Below are 23,254 nucleotides of genomic sequence, written 5' to 3'. Positions count from 1 at the left end.
TGGCGTTGTCGGCATTTTGACGAACAGTGCTGGTGAGTTCTTCCATGGAGCTGGCCGTCTCTTCGAGCGAGCTGGCTTGTGATTCGGTTCTGCTGGATAGATCGGCATTCCCTGAGGCGATCTCTTTAGAGGCTACTGTGATTGCCTCAGTACCGGAACGAACCTGCCCCACAGTTCCTCCCAAGCTATCATTCATATTTTTGAGCGCACTAAGTAAAGACGACACTTCATCTTTACCACTGACAACGACTTCTGCTGACAGATCTCCAGCTGCAACCTGCTCTGCAATAGAAACTGCATCACTTAAAGGTAAGATAATGCTTTTCGTAATCATCCAAGCGACAAAAACACCAACGAGCAAAGCGCAAAGCAATATCATAAATAACCAGAAACTAAGCTTTGAACTATTCGCAGTAGATGTCTCAAATTGAGTTTTAGATGCTGTCTCCTGAAGCTCAACAAGTTTATTAATTTGTTGAATAGACTTAGCGCTTAAGGGATCAATGACTGTCGCAATAATTTTTGACGCGCCCTCAGCATTAAATGCAAGTGCCTGACCAACAGCATCCTTAAACGGCTTTTCAATTTCTATGTCCGTTTTTGCAAGCTCATCAAGCAATTTCTTTTCTTCTTCAGTTAATCCCAAAGTAGAAATTTTTGTTTTAGCATCGTCATATTTTTTTCGCTGAGATTTAACCTTGGCATCCTCTTTTTGCATCTCTGCAACATCGGACTGTATTCCAATATTGCGCATCGATATTCCCCCTTCAAGAAGGGCACTTTTCATCGTATTCGCTAAGGCTTGTTTTTGACTTGAATTATTTAAGCCGTCAATTAAAGTGTTTCTATTTTTTGCGGCAAGCACGTTAGCAAGCACAAGGGTAAGTATCAGTCCGCCAATAATCAATCCGAAGCCAAGACCTAAGCGCGTACCGATTCGGAAGTTACGCAAATTCATAGCTTTCTCCTCCTTCAATTTTTATTTTTTATTTTTGTTGATTCGGTTGCGAAATGAGCTACTAAAAAAGGATTTATTACATATCACGCCTGATGATCCACAAGCCCCATTTCTGGGCTGGACATCAACTTATCAATATCGACAAGAATCAACATTCTCTCGTCAAGTGTTCCGAGTCCGATAAGAAAATCTGAACTGAATGTCGTCCCCATCTCTGGTGCTGGCCTGACTTGCTCCGGTAACAAAGTCGTAACATCCGAGACACTATCGACGACCATACCAACAATGCGCCCTCCAATATTCAAAATGATGACGACAGTAAATTGATCATAAGTCGGCTCGCCTAAATTAAATTTGATCCGCATATCCACGACAGGAACAATGATGCCGCGCAGATTAATGACCCCCTTGAGAAATACAGGGGCATTAGCGATGCGGGTCACAGCTTCATAACCCCGAATTTCCTGAACTTTCAATATGTCAATTCCGTACTCCTCGCTACCCAAGGTGAACGCTAAGAACTCATGTCCGGCAATATCGGAACCAGAACCGTCGACATTGGTGTGATTTCCGTCAGATATAGGTGAAGACTGCGCCATACGATTACCTCCCGCAATTATGCATATAAATTTGATTGACTACCGAGCTGAGCGCAATAATGCCGAGACGTCCAGAATCAACGAGACGCCACCGTCCCCCAAAATGGTAGCACCTGATATACCTGGTACTTTACGATAATTTGACTCTATATTTTTTACGACTACTTGTTGCTGCCCTACCAGATCGTCGACAAATAAAGCTGCCTTCTTACCGTCAACCTCTACAATGACAGCAATACCATCGGATGGTTTGCTGAACTTAGGCTCAATATCAAAGCACTCGTATAACGCGATAAGCGGCAAATATTCATCCCTTACTTTAACGACACGCCCTTTACCGCTGATTTCCTTCACATCCTGAGTCGTCGGCTGCAATGACTCAATGACAAATCCCAACGGAAGAATATAAATTTCTTCACCGACCTTAATTGACATACCGTCTAAAATCGCCAACGTCAAGGGTAATGAAATAGTAATCGTCGTGCCGAACCCCTTCGCAGATCGAATATCTACAACACCTCCCATAGCAGTGATATTTCGCTTGACCACATCCATACCAACGCCTCGTCCGGAGACATCCGTAACTGCTTCTGCGGTAGAGAATCCAGGTGCAAAAATCAGTAGCCACACCTCGCTATCGGTCATAGAATCTGAAACGATCAAGCCGTTTTGCCTGGCTTTTGCTAAAATTCTCTCACGATGAAGTCCTCCTCCATCGTCACTAACTTCGATAATGATATTGCCGCCCTGATGGACAGCAGACAGTGACAGTTTGCCGGACTCATGTTTACCCGCCTGCAAACGAGTAGCAGGCATTTCTATACCATGATCAATACTGTTACGTACAAGATGTGTTAGTGGATCAACGATTCTTTCAATTAAACCTTTGTCCAATTCAGTTGAAGCACCATAGGTTACAAATTCAACTTTTTTACCTAATTTCGTTGCTAAATCTCTTACCATTCTAGGAAAGCGTGAAAACACGTAATCCATCGGCATCATCCGAATAGACATCACGGCTTCTTGCAGATCACGGGTATTTCTCGTTAAGTGAGCAACACTGCTAAGCAAGCGCTCATTAGCAATCGGATCCAGTTCCTGCGTACGCTGCTCTAGCATTGCCTGCGTAATTACAAGCTCGCCAATTAAATTAATTAATTGGTCGACTTTTTCAATCCCGACTCTGATGGTGGAGGCTTCTTGGGAGGCGTGCGATTTATCCGCATCTTTCTTAACCGAGGTCTTTAGTTCTATTTTTGTAGCTGTCGCGTTAGCGACTACAGCAGCGTCAGTAGCAGAGGTACCATCTACACTCGTCGGGAACATTGACTCAATCGGCTCAAAAAAACCGTAACCCAGATCATCGTCCGAGAGAGAACTCTGTGGAGAACCGCTTACTGCAGGCATCTCTTGTGCGGAAATTTTCAGGTCATCAGGATCAAGAATGAAGGAGCATATCGCAACGATATCCTCTTGCGTTCCATTAGTTCTGAGTACAAGGACAGTAAGTCCATCGGCGTTTTCTTCTTTATAAATAGCACCCAACAAACCTAACTCTGAGAAAATCGCAGACATATCGGTAGACGTTAGTTCGGGCAACTCGATCCGAAAACAAGTAGCATAAGCTTCATTTCCTGCTGTTGCATTTGTTCTGGAATGGTCCTCAAATGTGATCACAGGAGCCTTCACAGGTGAAGCATCTTGCGACAAAGATTGCAAAAGCATTCTTACATCAGCAACGGCATCCTGATCAACTGAAGTGCCCAGTCGATGTCCATCCAATTGCATCTTTAAAATATCTTTGGTAATCAGAAATGCATCAACATGCTCGGCAGTTAACGCCATCTCCCCTTTACGAATTTTATCGAGAAGCGACTCCAGAATATGTGTCACCTCCGTCATATCATTTAACCCGAAAGTGGAAGATCCGCCTTTGATTGAGTGTGCAGCTCGAAATATGGCATTAAGGTCTTCAGGGTCAGGAGATGAGATATCGACAGCCAGTAACAATTTCTCTTTTTCGGCCAAAAGCTCTTCAGCCTCGTCGAAAAAAACTTGAAAAAACTGACCCATGTCAATCGTCATTATCTTGCTCCGTGATGTACTCGAATTTATTTAATCTAGTCAGAGGGCAATTAACCAATTACTTTTTTGACGACTTCTGTCAACTTCTGAGGATCGAAGGGCTTCACTAACCAACCATTAGCACCAGCAGCCCGCCCCTTCGCTTTCATATCGTCACTCGATTCGGTCGTTAGCATCAAAATTGGGACACGTTGATAAGTTGCCAGACCACGAAGAGATTTAATCAATGTTAAGCCATCCATTCTTGGCATATTTTGGTCAGTTAAAACGAGATCAACCACTTGATTACGTGCTTTTTCCAAGCCGTCCTGGCCGTCTACCGCTTCAATTACTTGGTATCCTGCTGCTTTCAAGCTAAAAGCAACCATCTGCCTTAGCGAACCAGAATCATCAACCGCTAAAATTGTCTTGGCCATTATCACTCCGTTAAACTAATGAAAAGTACATTAACCCACTAATATTAAACACAATCAAAATAATTCAATATCACCGCTATCTAAATGCTTTTGATTGACGGCCTTTCTTAACAAGCTTTTTAACTCCACACTTTGCTTCTCTAACCGCACTGTAATTTCTCTTAGAAGTACCGCAATTTCATCCGTCTCACTATCGTGGGGTATGCCATCGCCAATGATGCCCAAATTACTCAGAACATCGCGCAAGCCCGCGCTACGCTGAACAGTTCGGGAAATCAACTGACTTGTGAGATCCTGGAATTGCAGGCTGGTGACTGCCGCATTGATATGTGACGCAATGTCAGCTTTGAGAACTTTAAGCCGGTCGATGCTTGTCGCAGGAGCCTCGCCCGTAGAAATGATTAAATCAATTTCTTCTTGCTGGCTTGAGATGGCAGCGTGTAGCGCCAGGAAACTTGAACCGAGTTTCTCTATCGCCTCAGCAAGTAATATGGTTGTTTGGATAAGATCGGTCTCAACTTCAAGCAAATGTTCTTTACCATGATCAGACACGCCTGATAGTAGCTCCTTGACCTCAGATCCCAGCATTTTCTTGTTTGACATCTTCAGCATCCCAATTCTGAATTTACCCGACCTGTTGATAAAAGACCCCTATTTATTGACTTTAACCGACACCTCACCACCCAACTCAGTTTGATTACTAACCTCAATGGAACCACCATCCTGTGAGGCAGATTCTTCAGCTTTTTTATTCATGACAATAATACTAATACGACGATTGATCGGATTGAGTGAATCATTTTTATCAAACAGGACTGAAGACGATAAACCCACAACTCTGAGGACTTTTGTCTCATCCATACCACCATAAATCAATTCACGACGCGACGCATTTGCACGATCCGCAGACAATTCCCAATTACTATAGCCCTTTTCGCCGCTGCCGTATGGTGCAGCATCAGTGTGGCCAGATAAACTAATTCTATTGGGTACGTCATTCAGAGCTTTGCCAATTTCATGCAAAATCTCACGTGTATAGGGTTGTAATTCTGCTTTTGCAGAAGCAAACATAGGTCGATTTTGCTCGTCTACCATCTGGATACGTAATCCTTCGGTTGTTATATCTAGCAAAAGTTGTTTCTTGTATTGTCTTAATGTCGCGTTTGATTCAATGGCGGCCTCAATTTTAGTTTTGAGTCCCTTCAATCTTTCTGCGTCGACCTTTGCCAGAGCAGCTTCTGCAGCTTGGAGGTTATAGCTCTTTTTGGGAGCCTCAACATCCCCCTTTTTATTTTGCCCTTCGCGCAGAGTCAGATCTTTGCCTCCGCCTTTGATGACGCTAGAACTATCACCACTCCCTTCACCACCAGCCATCGCAACTTTCAAAGGTGTCTGAAAATACTCAGCAATCCCCTGCAAATTGCCTTTCGCTGTTGAACCAAGGAGCCACATTAATAAAAAGAAGGCCATCATTGCAGTCACGAAATCGGCGTACGCAATTTTCCACGCACCACCATGATGGCCGCCAGCGACTTTCTTTATACGCTTGACAATAATTGGTCGTAATTCTTCATTCGCCATATTGCATTCCCAACGACATTAGGTTACTTGGATTTGGATTGCTTTATGTGCTCTTCCAGCTCGCTAAAGGTTGGCCGCTCAGTAGAGTAAAGAACTTTACGCCCGAACTCCACTGCAAGGGCTGGAGCATACCCGTTTAAACTAGCAAGCAGGGTTACCTTAATACATTGAAATGTTTTGGATGATTCATCCAATTGCTGCTCCATCAAACCCGCTAATGGGCCGATAAAACCATAGGCAAGCAAAATGCCTAGAAATGTTCCCACAAGTGCGTGAGCAATAAGTATCCCCAACTCAGAAGGAGGAATACCCACAGACTCCATCGTATGAACAACCCCCATAACAGCAGCGACAATGCCAAAAGCTGGAAGACCATCACCTAATTTTGCGATGAAATGAGCAGGCATAGCCCCTTCGTGATGATGCGTTTCAAGCTCATTGTCCATCAGATTTTCGATTTGAAATGCATCCATATTTCCTGAAACCATCAGCCTCAAGTAGTCCCCAATAAATTCCATTAAATGATGGTCAGAGACAATCAGAGGATATTTACTGAAAAGTGGACTCTCTTCGGGTTTTTCGATATCGCCTTCAATCGACATCAAGCCTTCTTTGCGAACCTTTGTCAGTACGTCAAATAACATGGTCATCAATTCCATGTAGAGAGCCTTGGTATATTTCGAGCCTTTCAAAACACCGGGAATAGCTTTAAGAGAGGCCTTAAGAGTTTTACCATTATTACCGACCAGAGATGCCCCAACTGCGGCACCACCAATCATCAATAACTCGAGTGGCTGAAATAACACAGCAAGATGTCCACCGGACATGACGAATCCGCCAAATACAGATCCCATTACTACAATATAGCCGACGATGACTAACACGAGCCATACTCCTTTATAAGCAAATGGACCTACTCATTCAATTAGAAGTGACAATATGATCTGCAAACTAGTTCAGTACACTCATTTCTACAAATAATTTCAACAGCCAAATATTGCCTGAAAAATATATTTCATATCTATCATTATATGCGCCATACGTAGAGAATTGGATCGTTAGCATCAGTATTTATACATAAATCTGGCTCTATATCAGGGACAATAAATTCATAACTCAACAGCAATGTACCGGAGCGCATTTCTGATTTTGCTTTTTTCCAAAGTGAAGGCATCGCTGCAGGTGAAAGATAGGCGAATACAACATCATATTCACTCAGAGTCATGTCATGATAATTTTTTAAAAAAAAACTTACCTTGGTTGAGTAAATTTGAGCTCTCAAATAACTAATCAACCAGGGTAAAGGCGCAATTTCGATACCGAAAAAAAAACTATCGGTTCGTTTTAACGACAGACTTAAAGTCAGTCCACCGAAACCACTACCCAAATCAACAAACCTCAAAGGTTTACGCGGCAAAAAATCGTCGATCACCGAGGGCAATGTGGCCTTAGATGGGTAATATGGGACTTGCGTTCGGAAGGTACTCCAGTAGAGTAACGCCATAAAAATAAATGACGCCAAATAGTAATGACGAGAAATATCCAGGGAGAGAAGTGCAAAAACAGAGATTGGAAAGAAAAATTGGATCGCCCACCACCACCAATCCATTTTACGAAAATAGGAAATGACGGATGCAAGGAAAGCGCCCGACAACAAGAAAGATATTAAGGAAATTTTTTTTGCAAATAACAGGTGAATAAAAAAAATGCCTGATCCACAAATGCAAAAAGAAAAAATCTGTATGAATAATGCCTCAACCGCCGGAGGGAACTTCACCTTATCCGTCAGAATATTTTGAGCCTCTGATTTTTTTTCTAATTCTATGCTCAAAAGATCTCCGGAAAATTATTTACATCAGGCCACCATCGCCAAAGGAGAATCCAACTCCCGAACTCGTTTTGTCTTTCCAGCTCGAGAAGGGACGTGGCATAAACCACATGCATAATCATCATGCAAATCGAGTGTATGTGCAACAAATTGTCCGCCACATTTACTGCATTTTGCAAATTTTAATATTTTTGCGTCGAAGAAACGAACCAAAGTCCAGGCACGCGTCAAAGATAATACGGACTCTTCACCAGGAGCAACCGGAGCCTGCTCAAGATACAGGCGATACGCTTTTACCACAGCCTCAATACCTTTAATCTCTGCATGGTCATTCAAGTATTTATGAATGTTCATAAATAACGAAGAATGAATATTTGGCTGCCAAGTGATGAACCAATCTGTGGAGAATGGCAACATGCCTTTTGGTGGAGATACACCCTTCAACTCTTTGTAGATTTTCAAAAGGCGTTCTCTGGACAAGCTTGTTTCGGATTCCAGCAATTGCAGCCGAGCCCCCAGATTAACAAGATCAATCGCCAATTGGATTTCTTGCGCTTCATTCACGACACTTTTGCTCACCATTTTGCTCACCCCAATACGAATTGACGACAATCGACTAAATTAATGAATTTCTTCGACAGCTTGCCCGGCCATTAAAATGGCAGCGTGAGAATGAGCCAACGCGCGCTCTTTGTTATAGTTTGTCAGCATGCATAGAATGGCACTATCTTCAAATCTGAACCGTGCAAGCATCATATTTGAGCCAGCCAGTTTAAGGATTTGTGCATTATTCAAACCTTCGATCAGGTCAGCAATTTCTTTTGCTATACCCAAGCGAAATATGGCAGTTGCTTTATCTGCGCGTATCATCTGCTGAGCAAGCATTAAGTAGCTCAGGTTTGCATCGCGAATTTCAGCCATCATATCGTTCGGTGTCATGTTCACATCCCCCATCATGTTATCCCGGCACAGAGTTGATTGCCGTTGAGACACATTGTGAGACCAAGAAATTTACCGATGTATAGGCTGAACTAGGAATATTAGGTAATTAAAAACAGAGGCGGCCCGTAGGAATTTTTCCTACAAGCTATGTTTGATATCTTTTTAAGAAGAACTAAAAAGAAAATTGAATTTTATTAAACGACGACTGAAAAGAAAAATACCAATAAAAACAAAGATTTATCTAAAATTAGAAACTAAAATTTCCACATCTGTATGCCATTAACGGCAAAGACTTTGAGAACTTTAGGCTTTTTTAAAAAAATTAAAAAATATTTTCTTTTGGTTTTAACGTCGAAATATCTGAAAACTTTAGGAAATTTTAAAAATAAATCGTGTTTTCACAACAATCCCCATACCAGTAGGAATTATTTTTTGTCAAAATAGACACTAATGGAGAGAAATTCTTACAGGAAAACGCGAAAGGCAGATAGAACGCAGAAAAATTACTACGCCCAATTGATGGGGGGAAGCATGCGATTACAAGACTTAGTGATGAGACTGACGCCAGATACTTTGTCCTCGAACTTCTTTGTCTAAGCCATTGAGCAAGGATTCATGTGCGTCCAAGTCAGAATTTGACGCGTAATGCACAATAACTTCGCCAATAGGCGTGTCAGGAATAACCTCCGCCACTACTTTTATCTCAACAGGCTCCTCAACTTCAATGGCAAAACTATTTTGACCTCGCGACATTGCCAAAAAAACGTCGGCTAATAATTCCGCGTCAAGCAAAGCACCGTGAAGCTTTCGATGAGAATTTGATACCTCATATCTATCGCATAATGCATCTAAAGAATTTCGTTTGCCCGGATGCAACTCCTTCGCCTGCACAAGAGTATCCGTAACCGCCTCGACGTAATCAGAAAATAATGGCAATCCCAGTCGCGCGAACTCAGCATTCAGAAATCCCACGTCAAAAGGTGCATTATGAATGACAACTTCTGCACCTTTAATATATTCACAAAATTCACCTACAATTTCCGCGAATTTTGGCTTATCGCTTAAGAACTCTGTGGTTAAGCCGTGAACTGCCAATGCCCCTTCTTCCGAGTCTCGCTCTGGATTAATGTAGCGATGAAAATTATTCCCGGTTAATTTACGATTAATTAGCTCTACGCAACCAATTTCAATCACACGATCACCGGTTCTGGCACTTAAACCCGTCGTTTCAGTATCTAATACTATTTGTCGCTTCATAATTATGTAGTTACTTTTTATCAAAATATCGAAACACTATGTTATTCATTCGCAATGAATTCCCAGCGCAAGTGAATGAGCCGATTTGGCAATGTATCAAAAAATGCTACATCCGAACCAATACCAGCAGCAAATAGTAATTTTTTTCCACAAGAAATAAGAGGTAGACGATCCCTCTCCCAAAATGGAATTTCTATACTTTGATAATGGTTTTTGATATCACGCGTTGGTCGATTTGATGCTAACTTTAAACGTTCTCCGCCCTGTCGCGAATGCATTATCAATACAGCCTCCTTTAACCAATCGGCTGAAATACCCGTATCAGCATCATCAAAATGAAGCATCCCTCCAAAGTCAGGAAACGCCATCAAGGCTTCACCATTCCAGCAAAACTGTCGAGGAACCACATCCGCAATTTTTATTGCACTCCTTGAAGACGAATAAATTCTGTTTTTATATCGGTGTATCCCTAAATTATCATGATAAACACTGATTTTTGCGTCCGCACGGCCTTCGAAAAGCTGATGACGTAGCTCAGCTAAACGAGCAGTAGTCGGCATACGTAAACCTTTAAGCGCCAGCCAATATCGAAGTAAATTATCGATCCGGTCAGATCCCAAAGCTGTCACGCTAGGAATATCTAATCCTTCTTTGTCTTTAGTGCAGGAATCAAGATCCTGTTTTGCTACTTCCGTCAATAATCGATGTGTGGCCTGAGCATGCGTTGCGCTTCTATATAGGCGCTCCGCATAACCAGGGGCAATGGACGACAAAATGGGCATCAGTTGATGGCGCAATGCATTCCTCACATACCGGGTATCGATATTAGACTCATCTTCGACATAGGCAATTGCATTGTCATTTGCGTACTCAAGCATCCTCTGCCTTGTAATCGCGAGTAAAGGCCTGGCAATGATTAAGGAATCATTACACAAAAGCTTAGGAGCCCGGTTAAATTGATCCATGCCAGATAAACCAGCAACGCCCGAACCTCGCAATAGCTGTAGCAAGACAGTTTCTGCCTGATCATCTTGATGATGTGCAGTGAGAAGCAATGGCAATTTATAGTGCGAGCACAGGGTGCCGAGACTTTTATATCTGGCATCCCTTGCTGAAGCCTCTATTCCATCTTTATGCGTATTTTCGAGAACAACCTTAGCTCCGACAAAAGTCACACCCATGGATTCGCATTGTTTCTCGCAATGAAGAAGCCAGTCATCCGCATTCGGACTTAGTCCATGGTGAACGTGAAAGGCAAAAAGAGGAATTTTTTTTCTCTGGCAAACGATTTTTGCCAGATCAAGCAATACGGAAGAATCTAACCCGCCACTATATGCGACAGCAAGTCCTGTATCGCTTAAATCGATATCATTTATTTGCAGAATCTGCTCAAGCGTACGTTGAAAATGATTAATCAACGTACGCTCATTTTTTACTACTGTCATTCTGAAAGTTTAGTTTCCTTGAACTTACCATAACTCATCAATTTTTCATGGCGAGCGGCAAGTAAATCTTTCGTTTTTAATCCTTGGAATTGACGCAGGGTATCAGCCAAAGCACGTTTAACCAAGGCGCACATTTGTTTAGGATCGCGATGGGCGCCGCCTAAAGGCTCGTTGATAATTTTATCAATCAAGCCCATGGCCTTCAACCGATGTGCAGTCAAGCCAAGTGCTTCGGCCGCATCTGAAGCGCGGTCTGAGGTTTTCCAGAGAATGGAAGCACAGCCCTCAGGAGAAATTACTGAGTAAGTAGCATATTGCAGCATCAGTACTGCATCACCCACCGCCAAAGCAAGTGCGCCGCCAGAACCACCCTCGCCAATGATCGTTGTAATCAACGGCACCTTTAATTCCGCCATTACGTACAAATTACGTCCGATCGCCTCAGATTGGCCGCGCTCTTCTGCGTCAATACCTGGCCAGGCACCGGTGGTATCAATAAAAGTAAACACGGGAATGTTGAACTTTTCAGCCAGCTTCATCAAACGCATCGCTTTGCGATAACCTTCCGGTTTCGGCATACCAAAATTACGCATAGCACGCTCTTTAGTATCGCGTCCTTTTTGATGACCCATGACCATACAGGCCTGACCATTAAAACGAGCCAGACCACCTACAATCGATTGGTCGTCAGCAAAACTACGGTCACCATGTAATTCGTGAAAATCGGTAAAGATCTGATTCACATAATCCATCGTATATGGACGTTGTGGATGGCGTGCAATTTGCGAAACCTGCCAGGGGGTCAACTTCGCATAGATATCCTTGGTCAACATTTGACTCTTTTTTGAGAGCCTGTCGATCTCTTCCGAGATATCAACCGCAGAATCATCCTGCACAAAGCGCAATTCTTCGATTTTTGTTTCGAGTTCAGCAATAGATTGCTCAAACCCAAGGAATGTCGTTTTAGTCATCGTGCCTCCTACTATTTCAACCAGTGTTGAAGATAAGCTTTACTTAAAATTACGATTCAGCAACGGGATCCAGGCTACGCCATAGATACCAGGTCGCTACTGTACACCACGGCCCCCAATTCGCAGCAACCTCTCTTGCGTCGCTACGGGAAACCGGCTCACCTGAAAAATAATTGCTGCTAATACCTTTGAGCAAACCAGGATCATCTAAAGGTAATATGTTCGGACGGAGCAGATTAAATATCAAAAACATCTCTGCTGTCCAGCGCCCTATGCCCCGAATTTGTATCAGTTCCGAAATAACGTCTTCATCTGCCATCTCCACCCAACTATTGACGTGCACTCTTTTTTCTTTAAAGTGTTCAGCCAAATCCAGAATATATTCTGTTTTACGCTTAGACAGGCCGCAGGCCAGTAATTTTTCACTACCTGCCTTTAATACTTGCGTATAAGTACATTTAGGGCAAAGTTCAAGAAAGCGCTGCCAAAGTAAATCAGCCGATTTGACTGAAATTTGCTGTGCGACTATTGAACGAGTCAGTGTAGTAAAAGGGTCATCGCGCCCGACCAAATACAAGTCACCAAACTGAGGAATCAGTTTGCGCATGATTCTGTCGCGCCTCATCAACTCGATTTTTGCACTCTCCCAATACTCGGGAACTTGCGGTGCTTCTCTATGACTCATCGCCGTATCCGCGCCGCTCATACCCTGCGCCACTCAGTCAAACCACCGGCCTTATCTTCCAGAACGATCCCCTCACCCAGTAATTCATCACGAATGCGATCGGATTCAGCGAAGTTTTTCGCTTTTTTTGCCGCAATGCGAGCATCTATTCTTTCCTGAATCGCCTTGAGTTCACCTGCATCAGCTAGCTCTGGTGACGCTCGCAAATAATCGTTAGGCGACCGCTGCAGCAAGCCTATGGTGCCGGCAAGCATCTTAAGTTGCCGCGCCAATTGTGGCGATTTACTCTTGTTAACATCGTTTGCCAGATCAAATAAAACCGAAATAGCGATAGGTGTATTGAAATCATCACGCATTGCCTCTGCAAACCGTTTTGAGTAATCATCATCCTGATCCAGAGGCATATCATCATTAAGCGTTTCTTTCAGCGCTATATAGAGACGGGATAACGCAGCTTTCGCATCATCAAGATGTGCATCAGAATAATTTAAAGGACTCCGATAATGTGCACGTAAAATGAAAAAGCGGACGACTTCAGGATCGTATTTTTTCAACACGTCGCGAATAGTAAAAAAGTTGCCCAAGGATTTAGACATTTTTTCATTATCTAAACGCACAAAACCATTGTGCATCCAGTAATTTACAAAAGTATGCCGATGAGCGCCTTCAGACTGGGCAATCTCATTTTCATGATGCGGAAACTGCAAATCCTGTCCGCCGCCATGAATATCGAAATGCTCGCCTAACAGATCGCCCGCCATTGCCGAGCACTCGATATGCCAGCCAGGTCGTCCGAGTCCCCACGGAGATGCCCATTTAACCTCGGCAGGCTCGGCATCTTTGGCCGATTTCCACAAAACAAAATCCAGAGGATCTCGCTTACCCGCGTTGATATCGATACGCTCGCCTGCACGTAAATCATCAAGGGACTTGCCGGATAATTTTCCGTAACCGGGGAAATCGCGGACAGAATAATTCACATCACCATCCGTCGCCTTGTATGCCAAACCATTGACTTCAAGCTTAGAAATTAATTGCAACATCTGAGGAATATATTGTGTTGCTCTAGGAGCATAGTCTGGAGCCTGCACACCCAAGGCCTGCGCATCCTCATTCATGCAGTTAATGAAACGATTAGTAAGCTGTGAAATAGTTTCGCCATTCTCCACCGCGCGTTTGATTATTTTGTCATCGATGTCAGTAATATTGCGGACATACGTCACATCAAAACCTGAACTACGGAGCCAACGCTGCACCATATCAAATACCACCATGACGCGCGCATGTCCCAGATGGCAATAGTCGTACACCGTCATTCCGCATACATACATGCGTATCTTGCCGGGTTCAATTGGAACAAAAATTTGTTTTTCGCGGGTCAGGGAGTTATATATTTTTTGTTTGTTCATGAGCTGCGTATGAATTATTTTTTGTGATTTTTGTCCGAATTTGTACCAACTGACTTAATTTCAAACGACCTGTAACTGACAGTTGACGTCAAAGCGTGTCAAAAACCCATTTTGTGCGCATATTTTTGTTAAGATGTCGCTTTATATCCAGTATAACATTGCTGAACCAATGTTCCCCAGTTCCCCAATGAAACCAAGTCCATTTACTATGCGCCACCTTGTTCAAAGTGTTTTTGCATTATCTAGTCTGTCTCTTGCGCTCATGTCTTCACCCAGTTTTGCAGATGACACGTCCGATATCGCCAAGCTTTTTCGCGCAGGACAAACGGCTGAAGCGCTGCAAAAAGTAGATTCTATCTTGGCGCAACGACCAAAAGATGCTCAATTGCGTTTTTTAAAGGGACTGATACTGACCGAACAAAATAAATCGGCTGAAGCGATTACGGTTTTTTCCAAACTCACAGACGACTATCCGGAATTACCAGAGCCATATAACAACCTGGCCGTCCTGTATGCGTCTAGCGGTCAGTACGATAAAGCACGTGCCGCGCTGGAAATGGCGATCAGGACTAATCCGACGTATGGCACAGCTCATGAAAATCTGGGAGATGTCTACGCCAAGTTAGCCAGCCAGTCTTACGACAAAGCACTGCAGCTGGACTCGGGTAACTCCGGCGCAAAACTCAAACTGACTTTAGTTAAAAATCTGATCGGCAACACCACCGGCGGCACCAACCCCAAAAATTCCGTTAGTCCAGCGACAATAGCTGCAGCAAGTCCAGCAAAAGCAACCGCCGTCAAAGCCGAACCGGAACCAAGCAAACAAGAAAAAGTAGAGGCTAAGGTTGCCAGCAAGCCAGTTGCCGCACCTGCAAGCGGCGATCAGGACGAGGTTCTGAAAGCAGTCGAGAATTGGGCAAAAGCCTGGAGCAGCAAAGATACCAGTACTTACTTAGCTCATTATGCAAAAGATTTTGACACGCCAAAAGGCGAGTCGCGCAAAGCCTGGGCGGAAGAGCGTCGCACACGCATTGAGGGCAAAGGTCGTATCAGCGTCAAAATCGAGTCACCTAAAGTCGCGTTAGATGGCAATAGCGCCAGCGTTAAATTCCGACAAATTTATAGCTCGGATCAATTGACTGCAAATAGCAGAAAATCCTTGTCCATGGTCAAGCAAGATGGCAAATGGCTGATCAAGCAGGAGCGCGCGGGTAACTGATGTATCGCTCTGCTCCGTTTTTGACATCCCCGCTCCCCAAGGGCGGGAGACATTTTGTCGCCGTTTTTTTATGGCTGATATTGGTTGCGCTCTTGAGCGCATCTATACCATCGCATGCTAAGTCGCGCTCTGAGAAACCCCTTATTACTGAAGCGATTCAGCGACTGCCGAATCCCGACCTTTTATTACTTGATGTATATAAAAGTCTGGCGGCAAACAAGTTGCAGCAAGCCCAATTAAAAGCAGACGAATTAGTTGAAGCCTACCCTAATTTTCAATTGGGGCATTTGATCCGTGGCGACCTGCTCCTGATGCATGCGAAGCAGGTCAACAGCTTTGGCGGCAATTCAAACGCATCACCGGAAAAACTCAAGGATCTGCGAGACGAAGCCTATGCGAGATTAAAATCTATCCGCGAAAAACCGGATCCGGACCTGATTCCTCGTAATATTTTGCAATTGCGTGACGATCAAAAACAAGTGCTGATCGTCGATGCAAAAAAGTCACGCCTGTACCTGTATGAAAATAATGCGGGACAGCCTAAATTTGTGACAGATTTTTATGTAAGCCAAGGCAAGTTCGGCATCAATAAAAATAAAGAAGGTGATCAAAAAACTCCTATTGGGGTGTACTACATTACCAGTCGCTTGGCAGGATCTAAACTCCCTGATTTTTATGGTCCGGGAGCACTACCAATTAATTATCCAAATGAGTGGGATAAAATCAATGGCAGAAGCGGTTCTGGCATCTGGTTACATGGGGTTCCATCAGAAAATTTTAGCCGCCCTCCTTTAGCGTCGGATGGCTGCGTGGTCTTGACCAATCCCGATTTTTTGAAAATTTCTGCCATGATTGATATAGGGAAAACACCCGTCATTATCAGCGAGCAAGTAGAGTTCTCAAACTTCACAAAATGGAGTGCGGATAAACAATCGGCGAGTAAAATGCTGGAAGATTGGCGTGCAGATCTGGAAAGTCAAAACCCGAATCGCCTGCTGAATAATTACTCAAGAAACTTCAAAACCATTCAGGGTGATAATCTGAATGCATGGTTTCCCAAGCAGCAACAAGCAACCGAAGGCCTGCACAATCTATCGATCAAGTTAAAAGAAGTCACACAGTTTCGCTACCCGGGAAAAGATGAAATGATCGTCAGCACTTTCACCCAGGAAACGACAGCAAGCAAAAGCAAAACAAGTGTCAGAAAGCGGCAGTATTGGATTAAAGAAGCGGCAAAATGGAGAATCATTTATGAAGCACAAGTTTGATATTTCGAGGAAAACTATGTCACTGACCCGTCGCCACATCATCACCCTGTTCGCCAGTACAGCCATGCTATTCAGTACATCTGTCGCCTGGTCGGAAGACTTACCTAAAGTGGCACTCAAAACTAATCTGGGCGAAATCGTACTTGAGCTGCATCCCGAAGCCGCCCCGAAAACGGTTGAAAACTTCCTCCGCTACGTTAAAACCGGGCATTACAACGGCACGATATTCCATCGTGTCATTGATAATTTCATGATTCAGGGCGGTGGCTTTGATAAAAACATGAAAGAAAAATCGACTGGTAAGCCGATTGCATTAGAAGCGAAATACGCGCTTGAGCATGGTTTAAAAAATGAGCTTGGCACCGTTGCAATGGCGCGTACGAATGATCCGAATTCGGCAACTGCACAATTTTTTATCAATGTAAATGACAATGACTTTCTGAATCATCAAGTATTGCCAGAAGGCGATCCTGTACAGTATGAGCGCAGAGGCAATGTCATTACTGCGCCGCGTACACAAGCCCTGCTGGCAACAGCTGGCTACACACCATTTGGCAAAGTGATCAAAGGAATGGATGTCGTAGAAAAGATTAAAGCAGTCGAAACAAGCGAGTCGGGAATGATGCAAAACGTCCCGAACAAAGCTGTCATTATTGAATCAGCCAAGTTACTTAAATAATATACAATTACATCAATTTTCTTCACTTCTTCAAGGATTATCATGGCCGTTATTCTCACCACTAACCATGGCAACATCACCATCGAACTCGACGCCGATAAAGCACCTAAAACTGTCGCCAACTTCATCGCCTATGTGGAAGCAGGTCACTACAATGGCACCATCTTTCATCGTGTGATTGACGGATTCATGATTCAAGGTGGCGGTTTCGAACCAGGGATGAAGCAAAAAGCGACGAATGCGCCGATTGAAAACGAAGCAAAAAATGGCTTAAAAAATCAACGGTATTCAATCGCCATGGCACGCACTGGCGACCCACACTCAGCATCAGCACAGTTTTTCATCAATACAACAAACAACAGCTTCCTTGACTATCCAGGTCAAGACGGCTGGGGTTACTGTGTTTTTGGTGCAGTATCAGAGGGTAAAGAAATCGTCGATAAAATCAAATCCGTCAAGACCACGCGCACTGGCATGTTCCAGGACGTGCCAGTTGAGAATGTGGTAATCGAAAAAGCTGAAGTCGTTTAATTCCGCTATTGAAAAGAACGAAATAACAGTGATTGATCAACACAAGCACGCGAAAGCGCAACCAGCACTGGTTGCGCTTTTTGTTTCTGACGTACATTTACGTGCATCACTGCCAAACACAGTGACCGCCTTTTTCAACTTTCTGCATCAGCACGGCAAACAAGCCAGACAGTTATTTCTCTTAGGCGATCTATTTGAGTATTGGGCAGGTGACGACGCGATCGATACGCCATTCAATCAGACGGTCATCAGCGCTTTACGAGCAGTCAGCGACACCGGGACTCAACTCTACTGGATCGCGGGCAATCGTGATTTTTTAGTTGGTGAGCAATTTGCCAAAGCAACTGGCGCCAGCCTTCTGCCAGACCCAAGTACAATCGTGATCAATGGAAAAAAAATCCTGCTTGCACACGGTGACCAGCAATGTACCGATGACCTTGATTACATCGCGTTTCGCAACCAAGTGCGTCAGCCCGCCTGGAAAAATCAGTTTCTCAGCATGCCTTTAGACGAGCGTACAGCGATGATTGAAGGGATGCGGCAAGATAGCAAGATGGAACAGCAGAACAAGACTGCCGCAATCATGGATGTGAATTCTGAAGCGATCCATCAGCTATTTTCAGACAGCAATGCTGAAATGATAATACACGGCCATACCCACAGGCCAGCAATTCATACTCATGAGTTAGGAGTCCGCTATGTTCTGCCAGATTGGGAGTGCGATGCTGAGGAAAAGCGAGGAGGATGGCTGGCATTATACGAGGATGGCCAACTCACTCGATTTGATGTGGATGGCATACCATTCATCGTCTAATAATTTACATACTCCTGACCAGTATATTTTTTCGCACTAATAAAACAGTACGGACAAAAGGCATATTTCCAACTCATAATGGGGAGTATGTCTTTTTATTTGGTTTAAATGAGTCTGCGTAAGAGCCAGATCACGGACAAATACCACTTTTGGCGTAAGTGCTACCGGTGATTGCACCGATGCCACGTAGCACCTCGGATTCGCCCGTGCTTGCCGTTTGAATATTTACCCTTAATCAACCAGACTATTGATCTGCTCAGGATTCAGCTTTTCTGCCAATAACTGGGCTTCACATGCGATACCTGCCGTCGCAATCGCTGCGGTCAATTTTTCTATTTGCTCTTGCTGTGACGCGGCATGATCGATCAGCTTATGCAAGACTTTAGAAATAGGATCATCGCCATTCGACGTTACACCATACGCGCTGAATAAATTCGCCGTCGCTTCAGACTGTGCGTCGGCTTCCTTTTTCACGATGTGGGCAGGGTTACCTACGGCGGTCGCACCGGCGGGCACAGGTTTGACGACGACCGAATTTGATCCTATCTTCGCACCGGCACCGATCGTAAAGCCGCCCAGCACTTTAGCACCGGCTCCGACTATCACGCCCTGTTCCAGGGTCGGGTGACGCTTGGCGCCCTTAGATAAAGAGGTTCCACCCAACGTCACTCCCTGATAAATCGTACAGTCGTCACCAATCTCTGCTGTCTCACCGATCACAACGCCAAAGCCATGATCGATAAATACCCGGCGCCCTATCGTAGCTCCGGGATGAATTTCAATTCCGGTAAAGATACGCGCCAGATGCGAGATAAACCGCCCCAGCCATTTAAAGCCATGACTCCAGCACCACTGCGCCCAGCCATGCATCAAAATTGCATGGAACCCAGGGTAACAAGTGATAACTTCCCACGTATTGCGGGCAGCAGGATCTCGTTGGATGATATTGGCGATATCTTCGCGCAAACGACTAAACATGGAGTGATAAAGGAAAGAGAAGCGAACAATGAAAACTACTTAAGGAAGTGCATCTTAGCGCGTTCAGCAAAAATCTGCTGGCGACAAGGCTAGCGCCAAGATGATATTCAGACGGATTAAATTAAGGACGGGGAAGTCGCTGACGGCGCGCCTCGTAAAGACAGACGCCTGAGGCTACAGACACGTTCAGACTTTCAACCGAACCAAACATAGGAATACTCACCAGCTGATCGCAGGTCTCTCTGGTCAAGCGACGCATCCCCTCGCCTTCAGACCCCATCACAATAGCGATGCCGCCTTTAAAATCAACATCATAAATCGTTTGATCTACATCATCTGAAGTGCCCACCAGAAAAATATCTCGCTCCTTGAGCTCACGCAGCGTGCGCGCAAGGTTAGTCACAGTGATGTAGGGAACCGTTTCAGCGGCACCACTAGCGACTTTAGCGGCAGTAGCGTTGAGTCCTACAGCGCGGTCCTTAGGGGCAATCACGGCATGCGCACCAACACCGTCGGCGACACGCAGACATGCGCCAAGATTGTGAGGGTCGGTAATGCCATCCAGTATCAACAAGAGCGGCGGACCTTCGATTGCATCCAGCAATTCATCAAGATTGCGTGCCAGAGACAACTCGCCAGCCTTCGCCACCACACCTTGATGGCGACGAGTACCGACGATACTCGACAAGCGCTGATCATCTGCGGGGATGATGCGCACGCCTGCTGATTTTGCTGCGCTGATCAAATCCTTCATGCGTCCATCGACGCGAGAAGAATCGACATAAATTTCTTCCACCGACGATGCCTCATGACGGATGCGTGAGGTGACGGCATGGAAGCCAAAAATCATTTTATTTTTCATTATTTACTTTACTTCACTATCTAAAACTACCTGTTAACACTGTACGTTCAGCACGTCTTTATTGTCTGTTATTGCCTGTTATCGCTTTTTCTTGCCGGACCGGGATGCGGCACGCGATGGACGCTCTGTGGTTTCCTGCTTCGCACGACGCGCTTTTGCAGGTGCTGCCGGCGTTTTTACAGAAACTATTTTTGCGCCTGATTTCACTACTGGCTGAGAACCGGATTTAGCAACAACCTTTTTCGATTTCGCATTACCTTTAGTGGCGCCAGCTTTAGTTGCAGCAATGCGTCCGCCGCCAATATTCTGCTCTCGCAGATCTGCACCTGTTGCCGGTCTCAGACCACTTGGCTGCACGATTGCCAGATCAATTTTACGCGCATCCAGATCGACACGACTGACCTGAACTGTCACACGATCGGTCAATTGGTAGCGCTTACCGGTGCGCTCACCGCGCAATTCATGGCGAGCATCGTCAAACTGAAAATAATCCGCGCCTAACTCGGTAATGTGTACCAGGCCCTCGATATAAATCTCATCAAGCTGCACAAAAATACCAAATTGCGTCACGCCAGAAATAGTGCCGGTGAACTCCTCGCCGAGTTTATTTCTGATGAAATAGCATTTGAGCCAGGCTTCAACGTCGCGTGACGCCTCATCCGCCCTGCGCTCATTGGCGGAGCAATGCACCCCCAGCGCATCCCAGATAGTCAGATCCTGTTCAGATTTTGGTTTTTTGCCCGCTGCTTTATCGAGAATCTGCTGCTTGCGCGCAGCATTCGATACAGTTGTATTGAGCAAGCTGGTATCAATGCCTTTAGGCTCGTATTTCTTGCCTTGCAAAATTGCCTTAATCGCCCGATGAGTCAACAGATCGGGGTAACGTCGTATCGGACTGGTGAAATGCGCATAAGCCTCATAAGACAAGCCAAAGTGACCAATATTATCCGGACTGTATACTGCTTGCTGCATTGAACGCAGCAGCATAGTCTGCAGCAGGCTCGCGTCAGGGCGCCCTTTGATTTTGGTCATCAACTCAGCGTAATCAGATGCGGAGGGCTTGTCGCCACCGTTCAGATATAAACCAACTTGCTTCAGGAAATTGCGGACCTGAGTTAATTTCTCTTTTGTTGGTCCTGCATGGATACGGTAAGTACCTGGCTGCTTATAAGTCTCCAGCAAATTGGCAGCGCACACATTAGCGGCCAGCATACATTCCTCAATCAGCTTATGGGCATCATTGCGAGTACGTGGCAGGATTTTTTCAATTTTTCCCGCTGCGTTACAAACAATATAGGTTTCAGTTGTCTCAAAATCGATTGCGCCGCGACGGTGACGAGCTTTCAACAAGGTATGAAAGCAGTCATACAAATCCAGCAGATGCGGCACAAGAGGCAAACGCTTGTTCGCCTCAGGACCTTTCGTATTTCCTAAAATAGCAGCGACTTCGGTATAGGTGAAACGCGCAGCGGAATGAATAACGGATGGATAAAATTGATATGCTGTCACTTCGCCATCGAGCGAAATCACCATATCGCATACCAGAGTCAGGCGATCCACATCGGGATTTAAAGAGCACAGGCCGTTAGACAGTTTTTCCGGCAACATCGGTATAACCCGGCGCGGAAAATACACTGAGGTGCTACGTAATAAAGCATCGCCGTCGAGAGCATCGTTTGGCTTGACATAATGACTGACATCAGCAATCGCAACGATCAGTCGATAGCCTTTTGTACGTCCAATTTTTATTGTTTCACAATAAACAGCATCATCAAAATCACGGGCGTCTTCCCCATCAATGGTGACCAATGGCACATCACGCAAATCAACACGATCCACCAGATCTGCGTCACGGATCTCGGACGGTAATTTAGCTGCTGCTTTTTTTGCTGCCTCTGAAAATTCATGAGGGACACCGAATTTTCTGACCGCAATTTCGATTTCCATTCCAGGGTCGTCGACATCACCAAGCACCTCAACGATATGGCCAACCGCTTGCGCATATTTGGTCGGCTGCTCCGTCAATTCTACGCTGACGACCTGACCTGATTTTGCTTTACCTGGAGAACCAGCAAGCAAAATATCCTGGCTAAACCGCTTGTCTTCCGGAGCAACGATCCAGACACCGTTTTCATTGAGCAGGCGCCCAATGATATGGGTATTGGCACGCTCAAGGATTTCGATAATGCCACCCTCTAGACGACCGCGCCGGTCAGTACCGACAACACGCGCTGTGACTCTATCGCCATGCAACACGCGCTGCATTTCTCGCTCAGGCAAAAACAAGTCTTCACTACCATCGTCGGGTGTCAAAAAGCCATAGCCATCGCGATGACTGCTGACACGACCGGAAATAAAATTATCTTGATTGGCAAGGGTGTAATTGCCTGACTTATCCTGCTTGACCTGACCATCTCTTTCCATCGCGTTCAATCGTCGCACCATGCCATCAAGCTCCTCAGGTTTTACGCCTAGTTTGCCTGCAATCGTTTCCACTTTTTGCTTAGTGCTCGATGTGCGCAGGATGCCGAGAATTTCCTCGCGGCTGGGAATGGGATATGAATGTTTATTCAAAAGGTGAATTTCTTTTCTTTTTGTTGTTAAAAATTGAGTGTAACAATATCAGTCTACACCCCCATCTAGTTTACCGGAGAGCAAGCTAATTGCCTAACATTACTCCGAATCAAAATACTAAGGACCCGCCGAAGAGTTGACAATTTTACTGAA

General features: G+C 44.9%; 23 protein-coding genes. 5 read left to right on the top strand and 18 right to left on the bottom strand.

From position 1 onward, the window contains the following. The 15 genes from ACO0K4_RS10840 to cysS form a co-directional block, all read right to left on the bottom strand. Positions 1-958: methyl-accepting chemotaxis protein (locus ACO0K4_RS10840; protein WP_422956627.1), on the bottom strand; the 958-nt coding region annotated here is incomplete at its 3' end. A gap of 83 nt (positions 959-1,041) precedes the next feature. Beyond that, positions 1,042-1,557, bottom strand: a complete 516-nt coding sequence (locus tag ACO0K4_RS10835; protein ID WP_422956626.1) for a chemotaxis protein CheW — start codon at positions 1,555-1,557, stop codon at positions 1,042-1,044. 39 nt (positions 1,558-1,596) lie between these two features. Continuing rightward, the gene (gene cheA, locus ACO0K4_RS10830; protein WP_422956625.1) at positions 1,597-3,642 is read right to left on the bottom strand and encodes a chemotaxis protein CheA; all 2,046 of its coding nucleotides are present in this window, start codon (positions 3,640-3,642) and stop codon (positions 1,597-1,599) included. A gap of 50 nt (positions 3,643-3,692) precedes the next feature. Continuing rightward, positions 3,693-4,058 (bottom strand): response regulator, encoded by a 366-nt coding sequence (locus ACO0K4_RS10825; protein WP_162020889.1) that lies wholly within the window; start codon positions 4,056-4,058, stop codon positions 3,693-3,695. Positions 4,059-4,112: 54 nt separating this feature from the next. Next, positions 4,113-4,661, bottom strand: a complete 549-nt coding sequence (locus ACO0K4_RS10820) for a chemotaxis protein (RefSeq protein ID WP_422956624.1) — start codon at positions 4,659-4,661, stop codon at positions 4,113-4,115. 48 nt (positions 4,662-4,709) lie between these two features. Next, positions 4,710-5,639, bottom strand: a complete 930-nt coding sequence (gene motB, locus ACO0K4_RS10815) for a flagellar motor protein MotB (protein ID WP_422956623.1) — start codon at positions 5,637-5,639, stop codon at positions 4,710-4,712. 23 nt (positions 5,640-5,662) lie between these two features. Next, complete coding sequence (gene motA / locus ACO0K4_RS10810) at positions 5,663-6,523, bottom strand: flagellar motor stator protein MotA (RefSeq protein WP_422956622.1); 861 nt, start codon at positions 6,521-6,523, stop codon at positions 5,663-5,665. A 143-nt stretch (positions 6,524-6,666) separates the two neighbouring features. Beyond that, a complete protein-coding gene (locus tag ACO0K4_RS10805) occupies positions 6,667-7,470 on the bottom strand; it encodes a class I SAM-dependent methyltransferase (protein WP_422956621.1) in 804 nt (267 codons plus the stop codon). 24 nt (positions 7,471-7,494) lie between these two features. Further along, positions 7,495-8,049 (bottom strand): flagellar transcriptional regulator FlhC, encoded by a 555-nt coding sequence (flhC, locus tag ACO0K4_RS10800; protein WP_422956620.1) that lies wholly within the window; start codon positions 8,047-8,049, stop codon positions 7,495-7,497. Between the two features lie 39 nt (positions 8,050-8,088). After that, on the bottom strand, positions 8,089-8,406 hold the full coding sequence (gene flhD, locus ACO0K4_RS10795) for a flagellar transcriptional regulator FlhD (RefSeq protein WP_262836001.1): 318 nt from the start codon (positions 8,404-8,406) through the stop codon (positions 8,089-8,091). Between the two features lie 549 nt (positions 8,407-8,955). Next, positions 8,956-9,666, bottom strand: a complete 711-nt coding sequence (gene dnaQ / locus ACO0K4_RS10790; protein ID WP_422956619.1) for a DNA polymerase III subunit epsilon — start codon at positions 9,664-9,666, stop codon at positions 8,956-8,958. Between the two features lie 41 nt (positions 9,667-9,707). Continuing rightward, a complete protein-coding gene (gene tilS / locus ACO0K4_RS10785; protein ID WP_422956618.1) occupies positions 9,708-11,111 on the bottom strand; it encodes a tRNA lysidine(34) synthetase TilS in 1,404 nt (467 codons plus the stop codon). Then, positions 11,108-12,082 carry an acetyl-CoA carboxylase carboxyltransferase subunit alpha gene (locus ACO0K4_RS10780; RefSeq protein WP_422956617.1) on the bottom strand — a complete coding sequence of 325 codons (975 nt, stop codon included), beginning with the start codon at positions 12,080-12,082 and terminating at the stop codon, positions 11,108-11,110. The genes tilS and ACO0K4_RS10780 overlap by 4 nt, the downstream gene beginning before the upstream one ends. 49 nt (positions 12,083-12,131) lie before the next feature. After that, positions 12,132-12,788: a DNA-3-methyladenine glycosylase family protein gene (locus ACO0K4_RS10775; protein WP_422956616.1), complete on the bottom strand. Its 657-nt coding sequence runs from the start codon at positions 12,786-12,788 to the stop codon at positions 12,132-12,134. Continuing rightward, the gene (gene cysS / locus ACO0K4_RS10770) at positions 12,785-14,176 is read right to left on the bottom strand and encodes a cysteine--tRNA ligase (RefSeq protein ID WP_422956615.1); all 1,392 of its coding nucleotides are present in this window, start codon (positions 14,174-14,176) and stop codon (positions 12,785-12,787) included. Before cysS ends, ACO0K4_RS10775 begins: the two co-directional genes overlap by 4 nt. 262 nt (positions 14,177-14,438) lie before the next feature. On the opposite strand from cysS, the gene ACO0K4_RS10765 reads away from it, so the two are divergent. The 5 genes from ACO0K4_RS10765 (at position 14,439) to ACO0K4_RS10745 (ending at position 18,687) form a co-directional block, all read left to right on the top strand. After that, the gene (locus ACO0K4_RS10765; protein ID WP_422956614.1) at positions 14,439-15,395 is read left to right on the top strand and encodes a L,D-transpeptidase Cds6 family protein; all 957 of its coding nucleotides are present in this window, start codon (positions 14,439-14,441) and stop codon (positions 15,393-15,395) included. A 92-nt stretch (positions 15,396-15,487) separates the two neighbouring features. Continuing rightward, on the top strand, positions 15,488-16,663 hold the full coding sequence (locus ACO0K4_RS10760) for a L,D-transpeptidase family protein (protein WP_422956613.1): 1,176 nt from the start codon (positions 15,488-15,490) through the stop codon (positions 16,661-16,663). Between the two features lie 16 nt (positions 16,664-16,679). Beyond that, a complete protein-coding gene (locus ACO0K4_RS10755) occupies positions 16,680-17,342 on the top strand; it encodes a peptidylprolyl isomerase (protein WP_422956612.1) in 663 nt (220 codons plus the stop codon). Between the two features lie 42 nt (positions 17,343-17,384). Then, a complete protein-coding gene (locus ACO0K4_RS10750) occupies positions 17,385-17,873 on the top strand; it encodes a peptidylprolyl isomerase (RefSeq protein WP_422956611.1) in 489 nt (162 codons plus the stop codon). Positions 17,874-17,901: 28 nt separating this feature from the next. Then, positions 17,902-18,687, top strand: coding sequence for a UDP-2,3-diacylglucosamine diphosphatase (locus ACO0K4_RS10745; RefSeq protein WP_422956610.1), 786 nt, complete (start codon positions 17,902-17,904; stop codon positions 18,685-18,687). Between the two features lie 231 nt (positions 18,688-18,918). Here the strand turns inward: ACO0K4_RS10745 and cysE are convergent, their stop codons facing one another. The 3 genes from cysE to rnr form a co-directional block, all read right to left on the bottom strand. Further along, complete coding sequence (cysE, locus tag ACO0K4_RS10740; protein WP_422956609.1) at positions 18,919-19,665, bottom strand: serine O-acetyltransferase; 747 nt, start codon at positions 19,663-19,665, stop codon at positions 18,919-18,921. Between the two features lie 121 nt (positions 19,666-19,786). Continuing rightward, entirely contained in the window at positions 19,787-20,527 is a 741-nt protein-coding gene (gene rlmB, locus ACO0K4_RS10735) for a 23S rRNA (guanosine(2251)-2'-O)-methyltransferase RlmB (RefSeq protein ID WP_422956608.1), read from the bottom strand. A 78-nt stretch (positions 20,528-20,605) separates the two neighbouring features. After that, positions 20,606-23,101, bottom strand: a complete 2,496-nt coding sequence (rnr, locus tag ACO0K4_RS10730) for a ribonuclease R (protein ID WP_422956607.1) — start codon at positions 23,099-23,101, stop codon at positions 20,606-20,608. Between the last annotated feature and the right edge of the window lie 153 nt (positions 23,102-23,254).

The sequence above is a fragment of the Undibacterium sp. RuTC16W genome (assembly GCF_049339445.1).
Lineage (GTDB): Bacteria > Pseudomonadota > Gammaproteobacteria > Burkholderiales > Burkholderiaceae_D > Undibacterium.
This window is presented reverse-complemented; position numbering and strand designations above follow the sequence as displayed.

What these genes read in the sequence shown, in the direction of transcription:
- ACO0K4_RS10835 (WP_422956626.1), bottom strand. Translation starts at nt 1,557, where the DNA reads ATGGCGCAGTCTTCACCTATATCTGACGGAAATCACACCAATGTCGAC.
- cheA (WP_422956625.1), bottom strand. Translation starts at nt 3,642, where the DNA reads ATGACGATTGACATGGGTCAGTTTTTTCAAGTTTTTTTCGACGAGGCT.
- ACO0K4_RS10825 (WP_162020889.1), bottom strand. Translation starts at nt 4,058, where the DNA reads ATGGCCAAGACAATTTTAGCGGTTGATGATTCTGGTTCGCTAAGGCAG.
- ACO0K4_RS10820 (WP_422956624.1), bottom strand. Translation starts at nt 4,661, where the DNA reads ATGTCAAACAAGAAAATGCTGGGATCTGAGGTCAAGGAGCTACTATCA.
- motB (WP_422956623.1), bottom strand. Translation starts at nt 5,639, where the DNA reads ATGGCGAATGAAGAATTACGACCAATTATTGTCAAGCGTATAAAGAAA.
- flhC (WP_422956620.1), bottom strand. Translation starts at nt 8,049, where the DNA reads ATGGTGAGCAAAAGTGTCGTGAATGAAGCGCAAGAAATCCAATTGGCG.
- flhD (WP_262836001.1), bottom strand. Translation starts at nt 8,406, where the DNA reads ATGACACCGAACGATATGATGGCTGAAATTCGCGATGCAAACCTGAGC.
- dnaQ (WP_422956619.1), bottom strand. Translation starts at nt 9,666, where the DNA reads ATGAAGCGACAAATAGTATTAGATACTGAAACGACGGGTTTAAGTGCC.
- tilS (WP_422956618.1), bottom strand. Translation starts at nt 11,111, where the DNA reads ATGACAGTAGTAAAAAATGAGCGTACGTTGATTAATCATTTTCAACGT.
- ACO0K4_RS10780 (WP_422956617.1), bottom strand. Translation starts at nt 12,082, where the DNA reads ATGACTAAAACGACATTCCTTGGGTTTGAGCAATCTATTGCTGAACTC.
- ACO0K4_RS10775 (WP_422956616.1), bottom strand. Translation starts at nt 12,788, where the DNA reads ATGAGCGGCGCGGATACGGCGATGAGTCATAGAGAAGCACCGCAAGTT.
- cysS (WP_422956615.1), bottom strand. Translation starts at nt 14,176, where the DNA reads ATGAACAAACAAAAAATATATAACTCCCTGACCCGCGAAAAACAAATT.
- ACO0K4_RS10765 (WP_422956614.1), top strand. Translation starts at nt 14,439, where the DNA reads ATGTCTTCACCCAGTTTTGCAGATGACACGTCCGATATCGCCAAGCTT.
- ACO0K4_RS10755 (WP_422956612.1), top strand. Translation starts at nt 16,680, where the DNA reads ATGTCACTGACCCGTCGCCACATCATCACCCTGTTCGCCAGTACAGCC.
- ACO0K4_RS10750 (WP_422956611.1), top strand. Translation starts at nt 17,385, where the DNA reads ATGGCCGTTATTCTCACCACTAACCATGGCAACATCACCATCGAACTC.
- cysE (WP_422956609.1), bottom strand. Translation starts at nt 19,665, where the DNA reads ATGTTTAGTCGTTTGCGCGAAGATATCGCCAATATCATCCAACGAGAT.
- rlmB (WP_422956608.1), bottom strand. Translation starts at nt 20,527, where the DNA reads ATGAAAAATAAAATGATTTTTGGCTTCCATGCCGTCACCTCACGCATC.